Source organism: Klebsiella sp. PCX (assembly GCF_021869705.1).
Lineage (GTDB): Bacteria > Pseudomonadota > Gammaproteobacteria > Enterobacterales > Enterobacteriaceae > Klebsiella > Klebsiella quasipneumoniae.
On sequence record NZ_CP091527.1, the window covers coordinates 2,958,959 to 2,971,535 of the forward strand.

Sequence of the window (12,577 nt, forward strand, 5' to 3'; positions counted from 1 at the left end):
AAAGATAATGACTCAACCCCATGTCGCCTTCACCTCGTTGCAAGGGCGGGCGCTTTTTTCGCTTCTTTTTTTAGCCTCACCGGGATTAATGGCCGCGGAAAATCACGCGGCGAAAGATAACAACGATGCGGAAGAGACCATCATCGTGGTGGCCAACGACGCCCGGCAGAGCGCCACCAGCGGCTATCAACCGCTCAGCTCCTCTACCGCGACGTTGACCTCAATGCCGCTGCTGGATATTCCGCAGGTGGTGAATACCGTCAGCGATCGGGTTCTCGAAGATCAGCACGCCACCTCGCTCGATGAGGCGCTGTATAACGTGGCCAACGTGGTGCAGACCAACACCCTTGGCGGCACCCAGGACGCTTTTACCCGCCGCGGCTTCGGCGCTAACCGCGACGGCTCGATCATGACCAACGGCCTGCGCACCGTGCTGCCGCGCAGCTTTAACGCCGCTACCGAACGGGTGGAAGTCCTGAAGGGACCCGCCTCGACGCTGTACGGTATTCTCGATCCCGGCGGGCTGATCAACGTCATCACCAAACGTCCGGAGCGGCAGTTCTCCGGTTCGGTTTCCGGGACCTCCACCAGCTTTGGCGGCGGCACCGGCAGCGTCGACGTCACCGGTCCCATCGAAGGCACGAATCTGGCGTACCGGCTGATCGGCGAATATCAGAATGAGGATTACTGGCGCAACTTTGGTAAAAACAAAAGCCGCTTTATCGCCCCTTCCCTGACCTGGTTTGGCGACCGGGCGACGGTGACCGCGTCCTATTCGCACCGCGACTACAGCGCCCCCTTCGACCGCGGCACTATCTTCGATCTCAATACCGGGCATGCGGTGAACGTCGATCGCAAAACCCGCTTCGATGAAGCCTTTAATATTACCGATGGCTATTCCGACCTCGCCCAGCTGAACGCCGAGTATCGCCTTAACGACGCCTGGACCGCGCGCTTCGATTACAGCTACAGCCAGGATCACTACAACGATAACCAGGCGCGAGTGGTGGCCTATGATTCGGCGACCGGCAACCTCACCCGCCGGGTTGACGGTACCCATGGCTCCACGCAGAAGATGCACTCGACCCGCGCCGACCTGCAGGGCAACGTGGTGGTGGGTGGCTTTTATAACGAACTGCTGACCGGCGTCGCCTATGAGAATTACGATCTGCTGCGCACCGATATGCTGCGCTGCAAGAACGTGAAAGGCTTTAACATCTATCATCCGGTCTACGGCACCCTGGACACCTGCAATACCGTCTCCGCGTCCGACAGCGATCAGCGGATCCAGCAGGAGAGCTATGCCGCTTACGTGCAGGACGCGCTGTACCTCACCGACAACTGGATCGCCGTCGCCGGCGTGCGCTACCAGTATTACACCCAGTACGCCGGTAAAGGCCGACCGTTTAACGTCAATACCGACAGCCGAGATGAGAAATGGACGCCGAAAGCCGGCCTGGTCTACAAAGTGACGCCGAACGTGTCGCTGTTCGCCAACGTCGCCCAGTCGTTTATGCCGCAGTCGTCGATTGCCAGCTATATCGGCGAGCTGCCGCCGGAAGAGTCCACCGCCTACGAAGTGGGCGCCAAATTCGACCTGCTGGAGGGCATTACCGCCAATATCGCGCTGTTTGATATCCATAAGCGCAACGTGCTGTACACCGAGAGTATTGGCGATGAGACGGTGGCGAAAACCGCGGGCAAGGTGCGTTCCCAGGGGGTGGAGGTGGATCTGGCCGGGTCAATTACCGATAACCTCAGCATGATTGCCAGCTACGGCTATACCGACGCCAAAGTGCTGGAAGATCCGGATTACGCGGGGAAACCGCTGCCGAACGTACCGAAGCACACCGGTTCGCTGTTCCTGACCTATGACATTCATAACGTCTACAACAGCAACACCCTGACGATCGGCGGCGGCGGCCATGCGGTCAGCAAGCGCTCCGGCACCAACGGCGCGGATTATTATCTGCCGGGCTATGCGGTGGCAGACGTGTTCGCCGCCTATAAGATGAAGCTGCAGTATCCGGTGACGCTGCAGGTGAACGTGAAGAACCTGTTTGATAAGACCTATTACACCTCTTCCATCGGCACCAATAACCTCGGTAACCAGATTGGCGATCCGCGTGAGGTGCAGTTCACGGTGAAGATGGATTTTTAACCCTTACCCTGGCAACTGATGTCGATTGCCGGGCGGCGCTGCGCTTGCACCGGCCTACGGACCTTCCCCTCGAGTTCGTAGGCCCGGTAAGGCGCAGCCGCCACCGGGCAAAACGTGGCGCATGGCGCCGGATGCCCATTGCCGGGCGGCGCTGCGCTTGCACCAGCCTACAACAGCATGGCCTGCGGTCCTTCCCCTTCCTGTGGAGTTCGTAGGCCCGGTAAGGCGCAGCCGCCACCGGGCATTGCGTTCACCTTACCAGTCCTCCTCCTGGCCGAGGATGCGCAATATATCCTGACGATGCTGCAGCAGCTGCGGGTTATCGCGATGGCGGGGAAAGTCCAGCGGCAAGGCGAACTCGGCGATAATCCGCCCCGGACGCGGCGACATCACCAGCACCCGCTCGCACAGCAGCAGCGCCTCTTCGATATCGTGGGTCACCAGCAGGCTGGTATAACCCTGCTGCTGCCAGAGGGCGATCAGCTCCCGCTGCATACTGATGCGGGTCAGCGAGTCCAGCTTGCCCAGCGGTTCGTCGAGCAGCAGCAGGCGCGGCTCGTTCAACAACGCACGCGCCAGCGCGGCGCGCTGCGCCATCCCCCCTGACAGCTGCCGCGGCCACGCCTCGCTGAAGGCCTGCAGCCCGATGCGGTCAATCAGCGCGTCGGCCTTTGCTTCCAGCCCCCTTTTGCCCTGCGCCTGCGGGCCCAGCAGTACGTTCTGCCGCACCGTCAGCCACGGATAGAGCGTCGGATCCTGAAACACCAGTATGCGCTCCGGCCCCGGAGCGCCGAGCGGCGCGCCGTCGAACTGCATCTGTCCGCTCTGCGGCGCTTCCAGCCCGGCCAGCAGCCGCAGCAGGGTGGATTTACCGCAGCCGGAAGGACCCAGCAGCGCCACGCTTTCCCCCGGCCGCAGCTGCAGGCTGATATTCTCCAGCACCGGCACCGCCTGTTTGCCGAGCGTAAACGCGTGATGAAGATGACTTATCGATACCGCCGCGCCGCGCGCTATCGTCTGCGAACCTGATGTCGCGGTTACCATTGCATCCCTCCCCGCTGCCAGCTCAGCAGCTTATCTCGCAGCATAAATAATCCGCTAATCAGGCCGGAGCACAGCAAGGCCATCACCAGCAGCGCGGCGTACATATTGGGATAGGCCGCCCAGCCCTGGGCCCACTGGAGGTAAAAGCCGATCCCCGACTTCACCCCGACCATTTCAGCCACAATCAGCACCGAAAACGACGCGCCAAGCCCCATAAACAGGCCGACAAAGACGTTCGGCAGCGCGGCGGGGATCGCCACCCGCAGGATCAGGAAACGCTGGCTGGCGCCGAGGGTACGCGCCACGTCGTACCATGCCTTGTCAATGCCAATGACCCCGGACCAGGTCAGCACCGTGACCGGGAACCAGGTGCTCAGCGCAATCAAAAACACGCTGGCGCCGAAGCTTGACGGAAAAATAAACAGGCACAGCGGCAGCAGCGCGGTAGACGGCACCGGCCCCAGCAGGCGTAACACCGGATGAACCCAGTAGCCAATCCGTTGCGACCAGCCAATGGCCATACCGGTGATGAACCCGCTGCTGGTGCCGAGCAGCACGCCGAGCCCCAGCAGCCCCAGGGAGTGCAACAGGCTGTCGAGCAGACGCGGCCAGTCATCATGCAGCACCTCGATCAGCGCCTGCGGCGGCGCGAAAAACGGCACCGGCAGCACGCCGCTCTTGGCGGTCAGCCCTTCCCAGGCAGCGAACAGCACTGGCAGCAGCGCCAGCCACTTGCCGGCATGCCGCACGCGCGCGCCGCGCGCTCGCCAGTAGCGATAGCTCAGCGCCAGCAGCAGCAAGCCGCCGCCGAAGGTGAACTGCGCCAGCGCCCAGCCCTCGCTAAACGGCCAGCGCCGCCCGGCATCGGGCCAGGTCAGAGTAAACAGACCGCCCAGCAGCCACAGCGCGGCGGCCAGCAGCCCTTCTCCCCACAGCGGCGCGCGGCCGGTGGGGCGCGACAGAGCCTGCTCAAGCGAAGACGTTGGCATAGATACTCTCCGCAAACTGATGGGGATCGGTGCCCGGTTTGATCACCTGCACCCGCTGCAGGTCGACCGCGTACTGCGTCAGCTCTTTCACGAACGCCTCACCCACCGCGTGGTGGCCGTGCCCCTGCCCGTGCAGAATACCGCTCACCTCCGCTTCATTGGTATTGAGCGCATGGGCAAGGAAGGATTGCGCCACGCTTTCCGGGTGTTCTGCGGCATAGCTGTGCGCTTCAAGGATCGCCTGAGTGAGCGCCGCGGCGGCCGGTTTATGGTCCCGCGCCAGGCTCCCGCTCACCCCCAGCACGCAGCAGCTGAGGTTGGCATAATCTCCGGTCATATTGCTGGCGACAAGCTGATACTTGCCGGTCTCCAGCAGCCGATAGCTGAATGGCTCGCTGCCGCTGATGGCGGCGATTTCGCGTTTGTCCAGCGCCACGCTGAGCAGATCCGCCGGGTAGACTTTCCACTGCACGTCGCTGATCGGGTCGATACCGTGGCGCTTAAGCAGAATGGCGAAGAAATTTTTATCCGGCCCGGCCATGTCGGTGACGCCGATGGTTTGTCCCTTCAGGCTCTCGAGGCCGCCGAACGGCGAGTCTTTGGCCGTCAGCAGGTTCAGACAGCCGCCGTGGGTCCCGGCGGTGAGCTTGACGTCAAAACCCTGCTCCAGCGCCTTCAGCCAGCGCAGCGCCATCCCCACCCCGGCGTCGGCCTTGCCGGTGGCGATCGCCTCCAGCAGCACATCGGTGGAGTTGCCGAAGTTAACAAACTCAACGTCGAGGTTATATTTACTGAAAATCTTCTGCTGCTCGGCGACGGCGACCGGCGCGAGGCATACCGCACTTTTATTGATCGCCAGCTTGATCTTGTAGGGCTCTGGCAGGCGCAGCGCCGGATGGGCATCGCCGCTGGCCATCTCCGCCATATCGTGAGCCCACAGCGGCAGAGAGACCCCTGCCAGCGCCAGGCCGCCGCTGAGCTGTAAAAAACGGCGGCGGGAAAAAGCGGATCGGGTCATGGCGTCACCTCCGCGTGGGCCGCCGCGGCGGGCACGCTAAAGCTGGGGTCAAAGGTCGGCTTCACGTCCAGCCGGGTGCGGATCAGGCCGTTGGCGAGATAAAAGTCCGCCGTCGCCTGCTGTTGGGTCACGGTTTCCTCTGCCAGCGGTTGCCACTGCGACTGGCGGTTGGCAAACTGCGCGCGGGCGATCTCCGCCGGGAAGCGGATGATCTCCCCCAGCGTTTTGCCGTAGCTGTCGAGATTGGCGTAGGCCCAGCGCTCGGCGCCGGCCAGGCGCTGGAGATAATCCTGCAGCGCGGCGCGCTTTTGCGGATCGTTAAGCGCGGAATCCGTTGCCGCAAGGAAGGTATTCCCCGGCAGCAGCCCTTTGCCGCTCACCAGGATCTGCCCCTCGTTGGTCTTCACCATCTGGGTGGTGTAGGGTTCCCAGGTCGCCCAGGCGTCCACCGAACCGTTAAGCAGCGCCACTTTGGCGTCCACCGGGCCGAGGAACACCCACTGCACCTCCTTCGGCGAGATGCCCGCCTGCTCGAGCGCTTTCAGCGCCACGAAATGACCAATCGACCCTTTGCCGGTGGCAATGCGCTTGCCTTTTAACCCGGCGGCGGTTTTTATCGCGCTGCCGGGGGAAACCAGCACTGCGGTCCCCGCCGGGTTGCTTTTGTCCACGGCAATCGCTTTCACCGGCGCGCCGTTAGCCAGGGCGAAGAGCAGCGGCGCATCGCCGATGATCCCCGCGTCCACGGCGCCCGCGTTAAGGGCTTCCGCCAGCGGTGCGGCGGCCGGGAACTCGGCCCACTTAATGTCGTAAGGGAGATTTTGCAGGGCGTTGGCCGCCTCCAGCTGCGAACGCATGCCGCCTTTTTGATCGGCGATGCGCAGGGTAAGCCGCTCCTGCGCCGTCGCGTAACCGCCCAGCGCCAGCAGCATCAGCGCTGCCGCCACCCGGCCTGAGAATGATAGACGCATCGTGATTATCCTTGTGATTGAAAGACGAAGTGGCCGGCTGCCAGCCAGGCGCTGTCGCTCTGCGGGGTATGCACCCGGCCGCAGAGCACATTGCGGTAGTGGCGTTCCAGCGGGTTCTGTCGGCTGAGGCCATGATTGCCGGTCAGCTCGAGCGCGATATTCACCGCCTGAATGGCGTTGTCGGTAATAGTGACTTTCGCCAGATTGGCCTCGATGGCGGAAAAGCGCAGTGCGGCGGCCTGCTCCAGCAGGCTGCGGTTCACCAGCAGCAGCCCGGCGATCTGCCCGACCTTCTCCTGCACCCGCGGCAGGCGGGAAAGCGGATGGCCGAGGCCCGCGGGCACCCGCCCCGTCAGCCACCTCACCAGCCAGTGGTGAGCGGCGCGGGCGATGCCGTCATAGATCGCCGCCAGCAGCGCCGTCTGCCGGTTGGCGAACAGGCGCAACGGTTCCGCCTGGGCAGCGGGTGGCGCATCGACCGGCCAGACATCCACCGCGTTCTCTGCCGCCACCCGCACGTGGCGAAAAATCACCTCATGGCTGCCGGTGGCCCGCATCCCGGCGTGATCCCAGCTTTTCACCACGCTAATCCCGGCGCTGTCGCCAGGCACCAGCCAGGTGCCCACCCGCGGCGGGTTATCATCGCTTCTCGCCCATACCGCCAGCCAGCGTAGCCCTTCAATGCCGGTGGTATAGATTTTATGACCGTTGATGTCCCAGCCGTCCGCGCAGCGGCTCGCCACGGTGTCCGGCAGGCCGCCGCGCGCCGGGGAACCCAGCTCCGGCTCAACGCGCAGGCTGTTGATCAGGCCACCGCGTTCGACGGCGTCGTGAAAAACCTGCTGGCGCAGCGGCGCGTGCCAGGCGTCGTTTTCCGCCAGCCGCAAATGGTGCAGATACTGCATGCAGACGATCAGCGCCGTCGCCGGCTCACCCCAGGCGATGGCGGCGATGGCCTGCTGCAGCTGGGCCAGGCTGGCGCCCGCGCCGCCGTAAGCACGCGGCACGGCGAGGCTTAACCAGCCCCCCGCGCGCAGGTGGTCGATATTGCGCCAGGGAAAGTCGCCGCTGGCGTCGAGGCTGGCCGCCTGCTCCGCCATCTGTTGGCGTACCGCCGTCAGCTGCTGCGCCCAGTCGTCGCGCTCAGGATGGATCACGATGCGCGCTCCGCCACCGCACGCCGCGCGGCTTTTTCCCGAGCGATCGGCAACAGCGCCCGGCCGTAGTCTGCCGCATCGTTCAGCGGGTCGAATCCGCGGATCAGGAAGTTGCGCACCCCGAGGTCGTAGTAATCGAGCAGCGCATCGGCCACCTGCTCCGGGGTGCCCACCAGGGCGGTAGAGTTATGCCCGCCGCCCACCAGCTGGGCGATGCCGGTCCACAGGCGTTTGTCCACCACTCTGCCCTGCGCGGCGGTGGCCCGCAGCCGCTGGGCGCCGATGCTGTCCGGTTTGGCCTTGAAACCGCCCCCGCGCTGCGCCGCCTGCTCGGTGGCGACATGCAGGATATGCTCGGCTTTCTCCCAGGCCTCGACTTCGCTGTCGGCGATAATCGGCCGGAACGAGACGCTGAAACCGATGTCACGCTGGTGTTTCGCCGCTTCGGCGCGCACGCGCTGGATGGTCTCGCCGGTTTGCGCCAGCGACTCGCCCCACAGGGCGAAGACGTCGGCGTGTTTGCCGGCGACGGCGATGGCCGCTGCCGACGAGCCGCCAAAGTAGATGGGAAGATGCGGCTTTTGCAGCGGACGAATAGCTGACCAGGCCTGTTCGGCCTGATAAAACTCGTTGTGAATATCGACAGGCTGCTCGCTGGTCCACACCTGGCGCACCACGTCGAGGAAGGCGTCGGTGCGGGCATAGCGCTGGTCGTGGTCGAGGTAATCGCCGTCCCGGCGCTGCTCGGCGTCATTGCCGCCGCTGATGATATGCACCGCCAGCCGGCCCCCCAGCAGATGCTCAAGGGTGGCGAATTTGCGCGCGGCGAGGGTCGGCGATACAAAACCGGGCCGATGGGCCAGCAGGTACTGAATTTTCTGCGTCGACAGTCCGGCCAGGGCGGTTACCAGAAAGCCGTCGGGTTGATCGGACCAGTGACCCACCAGCAGGCGATCGAACCCGGCGGCTTCATGGGTTTGCGCGAAGCGAACAATATAGTCGCGGTCAAAGATCGGCCCCACCGGGGCAATCGTTTCGGAAGAGAGGCGGTGGCCAATCATGCCAAGAAACTGAATGCTCATGAACAACTCCTTGCGTCAGGGTAATGGAGTGGCCGCGACGGCGGCGCTGGTCATTACCCTATACAGAGTGTGTTAATGAACAAAATGCATTTTTATCATATCTTAATATGCAAGGCTTGCATTAATAGAAAATGAGTAGTGTTTTCAGTCGGATACTGTCAGCTGCTGCACCACTTTGCTGGCGAAAAAGATCAGCGGCGACTGCAGGTTGGCCAGATACTGAGCGTGGATCAGCCACAGCGACACCGCAGGCTGAAAATCGCTGAGGTTGACGACCTCGAGCTCGTCCCGCCACGGGCTGGCCGCCAGCGCCGCCCTCGGCACCAGACCCAGCCCCAGTCCCTGCGCCACCAGCGCCATCTGCAGCTGGGCGCCCGCGCTCTCGATGTTAAGCTTCAGGCGCAGGCCCTGGCTTTGCAGCTCGCGGATGAGCCCGGCGCGCAGGCCACAGCCATCGGGGTTAAGGATCCAGCCCTGTTCGACGCACTCCCGCAGCGACGACGCCCGCAGATTCAGCCGCCTGGCGGCAATCGGCACCACCTCCAGGGGGCACAGCAGACGCCCGCTGTAGCCCTCGGCGAGGGTCTGCTGGGCGGGGCCCATCGCCAGCATCCCGTCCAGTTCGCCGTTTTCCAGCCGGCGCTGCAGCTCTCCGCTCCAGCCGCAGGTGACCTGCGGGGACAGTGCGGGAAACTGCTGGCTCAGCGCCGCCAGCGCCGTCGGTAGCGCGATCTCGCCGATACTCTGCGGTACGCCGAGACGCAGCGCGCCGCGCGGCTCGCCTTGCGGATCCAACAGGCTGTAGAGCTTTTTCGTCTCGCGCTTAATGCTCAGGCACTGCTCGTACACCCGCTGACCGGCGGCGGTCAGGGTCAGCGGGCGGGTCTGACGCGCTAACAGCGTGACGTTCAGCTCCTGCTCCAGACGCTGCAGGCGCCGGGTGATCGCCGACTGGGTGATCCCCAGATAGTCCGCCGCCTGATTGAGGGAAGAAAACTGCACTGTGGCCAGCAGAGCGTCAATATCGTCGATGCGCATAGGATCCTTATGTGAAATTTGCATATTAATATATGCGTAAATTGCATTTAAATAATATTAACGCCTCTGTTAGCGTTTTGACCAGTCCCTCTGACAGGAAGCGCACATGACTGCACCACGACTGGAAAAATTACGCCATTTTATTCATGAGGTTGACCGTCTGCACCGTGAACACCACTCGACCGCGCCGCTGCTTGACGCCGTGGCGCAGCGGCTGGCGGCGCTGGTGCGTCACGACGACTGGCTGCCGGAAGAGTACACCCTGCCGCACCCACACCATTACCAGCAGTATCTGCTGCATGCCGACTCCGGCGAGCGCTTCTCGATCGTCAGCTTCGTCTGGGGGCCGGGACAGGCGACGCCGATCCATGACCACCGGGTGTGGGGCGCCATTGGGATGCTGCGCGGCGCGGAGGAAAATCAACGCTACCAGCTGGATGCCGATGGCATACCGCGCGCGCTGGGCGCCGCCACGCTTCTGCAGGCAGGTCAGGTGGAGAAAGTCTCCGCTGACGATGGCGACATTCATCGCGTCAGCAATGCGCTGGCGGATCGCGTCTCCATCAGCATACATGTTTACGGCGGCAACATCGGCGCGGTGAAGCGCGCAGTGTATACCCCGGAAGGCCAGCAAAAACCGTTTATATCCGGCTACTCCAACCGCCATTTACCCAATATCTGGGATTCCTCCCGCGAACACCAAGGATAACCATTATGTCCACTTACGCTTATCGCCAGGCCGCCGGGATCCGTCAGGCGCTGCTCGACCGTCGTGAACTGGCGCTGATCGACGTCCGTGAAGAGGCCGATTTCGCCACCGCTCATCCACTGTTTGCCGTCAATCTGCCGCTCAGCAAACTGGAGCTGGAGGTCCGCCGTCGGATACCGCGCTTCACCACCCCGATCACCGTCTACGACAACGGCGAAGGGCTGGCGGAGATCGCCGTCGAACGGCTGCGGACCTGGGGCTATCAGGATGTGGCCCTGCTGGCCGAGGGTCTCGCCGGCTGGCGCCGCAGCGGCGGCGAGCTGTTTCAGGACGTCAACTCTGCCAGTAAAGCTTTTGGCGAGCTGGTGGAAAGCGTGCGTCACACGCCGTCGCTCAGCGCCCAGGAGGTTCAGGCGCTCATCGACAGACGACAGGAGGTGGTGATCGTCGACGCCCGGCGCTTCGATGAGTACCAGACCATGAGCATCCCCGGCAGCATCAGCGTGCCCGGCGGCGAGCTGGTCCTGCGGGTGGAGAGCCTGACGCCCTCCCCGCAGACGCCGATCATCGTCAACTGCGCCGGACGCACCCGCAGCATCATCGGCACCCAGTCGCTGATCAACGCCGGAGTGCCGAACCCGGTCCATGCCCTGCGCAATGGCACTATCGGCTGGACGTTGGCTGGCCAGACGCTGGCGCACCAGCAGCAGCGGCAATACGACCCCTCCGCCCGCGCCTCTGGCGTCCGGGCCGCCGAGGCGGCGCATCTCGCCGAACGGGCCGGGGTGGCAGTCATCGATGAAGCGACGCTACAACGCTGGCGGCAGCAGAGCGACCGCACCACCTTCCTGTTTGATGTCCGCAGCCCCGAGGAGTACGCGGCGGGCCACTATCCTGGCAGCCTGAGCGCGCCAGGCGGCCAGCTGGTGCAGGAGACCGATCACTTCGCCAGCGTGCGGGGAGCGCGGATAGTGTTACTGGATGACGATGGCGTCCGGGCGGCGATGACCGGCTCGTGGCTGGCGCAGATGGGCTGGGAGACGGCGCGGCTGAGCGCGCTGTCGGCCAGCCAGCTGAGCGAGCGCGGGGTGCCGGCCGCCGAAGTGCCCCCCACCCCGCCGGCGGAGGAGATAAGCCCGGCGCAGCTGGCGCAACAGCTGGAGGAGCCCGGGACGGTGGTGCTCGATTTCACTACCAGCGCCAACTTTGTCGCCCGCCATATCCCCGGCGCGTGGTGGCTGACGCGCTCGCAGCTGCGCCAGGCCCTGGAAGCGCTTCCTCCCGCGCAACGTTACGTGGTGACCTGCGGCAGCAGCCTGCTGGCCCGCTACGCGGTGCCCGAGGTGGCGGCCTTAACCGGTAAGCCGGTACAGGTATTGCGCGGCGGGACGCTGGCGTGGATCGCCGCCGGTCTGCCGCTGGCCCATGGCGACGACGGCCTCGCCGTCGAGCGCCGGGACCGCTATCGCCGTCCCTATGAAGGGACCGATAATTCCGCAGAGGCCATGCAGGCCTATCTGGAGTGGGAGTACGGCCTGGTGGATCAGCTGGCCCGCGACGGCACCCACGGTTTTCGGGTGATCTAACGCCAGCGCGCCTCAGGCCTGACGCATGATCCACGAGTACTGAAAGCTCTTCGGCGCCGGAAAATGGGTCCGGCGCCGGTAGGAGCCCAGCAACTGCGGCGTGCAATAGGTGCAGCTCCCCAGCCATTCAACGCTCGCCGGCGCCACCCCCGCCTCTGCGAAGATCGCTTCAGCGAAAGCGCGCAGATCAAACCACAGATTATCGCTGCCGCGCGCTGCGGCTTTAAGCGGATCGCTGACCGGGGCCGAACGGGAATGGAACAGCCGCTGGCGGTGGCGGGCCACCCGGTCACCGCCGGGCTGGTCCAGCAGTTGCTGATAAAATCCGGCGGAGACTTCGTAACAGCAAGGGTGAATATGCGGCCCCACGGCGATGACCAGATCGGTCAGCGCCACCCCCTGCTGGCGAAAAGTCGCCAGACTGTTGTCGACAATGCCGCTGGCCAGCCCCTGCCAGCCGGCATGGACGCTGCAGACGAAGCGACCGTCGCGCGAGGCGATCAGTATCGGCAGGCAGTCGGCGGTCACCACCCCCACCTTTTGCCCGGCCACGGCGGTAAACACCGCGTCGGCGTGCGGCCGCGTCGGCAGCGGCTGCTGATAGTGATGCACCTCATTGCCATGGACCAGCTTCACCGGGGCCAATTCGGCATAGGGAAAAGCGGCGGTTTCGTGGACATCGAGAAACGCGTGGCGGATGCCAGGGATAGCGTCGAGCAAGCGGGAGCGGTAAGCCATAGAGACGATAAACGACAGGGAATGATGTCTTACCTTAGGCCAGGACACGCGGAGAGGCAAGGCGGCGGCCCGGCATTTTTCCGC

10 protein-coding genes and 1 pseudogene are annotated in these 12,577 nt (G+C 64.1%); 3 read left to right on the top strand and 8 right to left on the bottom strand.

From position 1 onward, the window contains the following. Positions 1-88: 88 nt before the first annotated feature. The gene (locus GQR96_RS14095) at positions 89-2,161 is read left to right on the top strand and encodes a TonB-dependent siderophore receptor (protein ID WP_074384491.1); all 2,073 of its coding nucleotides are present in this window, start codon (positions 89-91) and stop codon (positions 2,159-2,161) included. A gap of 255 nt (positions 2,162-2,416) precedes the next feature. On the opposite strand, the gene GQR96_RS14100 is transcribed toward GQR96_RS14095, so the two are convergent. The 7 genes and pseudogenes from GQR96_RS14100 to GQR96_RS14130 form a co-directional block, all read right to left on the bottom strand. Beyond that, positions 2,417-3,205, bottom strand: a complete 789-nt coding sequence (locus tag GQR96_RS14100) for an ABC transporter ATP-binding protein (RefSeq protein ID WP_048324560.1) — start codon at positions 3,203-3,205, stop codon at positions 2,417-2,419. After that, positions 3,199-4,194 (bottom strand): ABC transporter permease, encoded by a 996-nt coding sequence (locus tag GQR96_RS14105; RefSeq protein WP_069734127.1) that lies wholly within the window; start codon positions 4,192-4,194, stop codon positions 3,199-3,201. Before GQR96_RS14105 ends, GQR96_RS14100 begins: the two co-directional genes overlap by 7 nt. Continuing rightward, positions 4,175-5,212, bottom strand: a complete 1,038-nt coding sequence (locus GQR96_RS14110; protein WP_049003477.1) for an ABC transporter substrate-binding protein — start codon at positions 5,210-5,212, stop codon at positions 4,175-4,177. The genes GQR96_RS14105 and GQR96_RS14110 overlap by 20 nt, the downstream gene beginning before the upstream one ends. After that, the gene (locus GQR96_RS14115) at positions 5,209-6,183 is read right to left on the bottom strand and encodes an ABC transporter substrate-binding protein (protein ID WP_032456231.1); all 975 of its coding nucleotides are present in this window, start codon (positions 6,181-6,183) and stop codon (positions 5,209-5,211) included. Before GQR96_RS14115 ends, GQR96_RS14110 begins: the two co-directional genes overlap by 4 nt. Positions 6,184-6,188: 5 nt before the next feature. Then, entirely contained in the window at positions 6,189-7,340 is a 1,152-nt protein-coding gene (locus tag GQR96_RS14120; RefSeq protein WP_004203043.1) for an acyl-CoA dehydrogenase family protein, read from the bottom strand. Continuing rightward, positions 7,327-8,422, bottom strand: a pseudogene (locus GQR96_RS14125) (LLM class flavin-dependent oxidoreductase). The gene GQR96_RS14120 and the pseudogene GQR96_RS14125 overlap by 14 nt, the downstream one beginning before the upstream one ends. 144 nt (positions 8,423-8,566) lie before the next feature. Next, a complete protein-coding gene (locus tag GQR96_RS14130) occupies positions 8,567-9,460 on the bottom strand; it encodes a LysR family transcriptional regulator (protein WP_069602919.1) in 894 nt (297 codons plus the stop codon). Positions 9,461-9,566: 106 nt separating this feature from the next. On the opposite strand from GQR96_RS14130, the gene GQR96_RS14135 reads away from it, so the two are divergent. Then, the gene (locus GQR96_RS14135) at positions 9,567-10,169 is read left to right on the top strand and encodes a cysteine dioxygenase family protein (protein ID WP_004203047.1); all 603 of its coding nucleotides are present in this window, start codon (positions 9,567-9,569) and stop codon (positions 10,167-10,169) included. 5 nt (positions 10,170-10,174) lie between these two features. Beyond that, a complete protein-coding gene (locus GQR96_RS14140) occupies positions 10,175-11,755 on the top strand; it encodes a rhodanese homology domain-containing protein (RefSeq protein WP_069734125.1) in 1,581 nt (526 codons plus the stop codon). Positions 11,756-11,767: 12 nt separating this feature from the next. On the opposite strand, the gene GQR96_RS14145 is transcribed toward GQR96_RS14140, so the two are convergent. Next, positions 11,768-12,493 (bottom strand): purine nucleoside phosphorylase YfiH/LACC1 family protein, encoded by a 726-nt coding sequence (locus GQR96_RS14145; protein WP_069734235.1) that lies wholly within the window; start codon positions 12,491-12,493, stop codon positions 11,768-11,770. Positions 12,494-12,577: the final 84 nt, after the last annotated feature.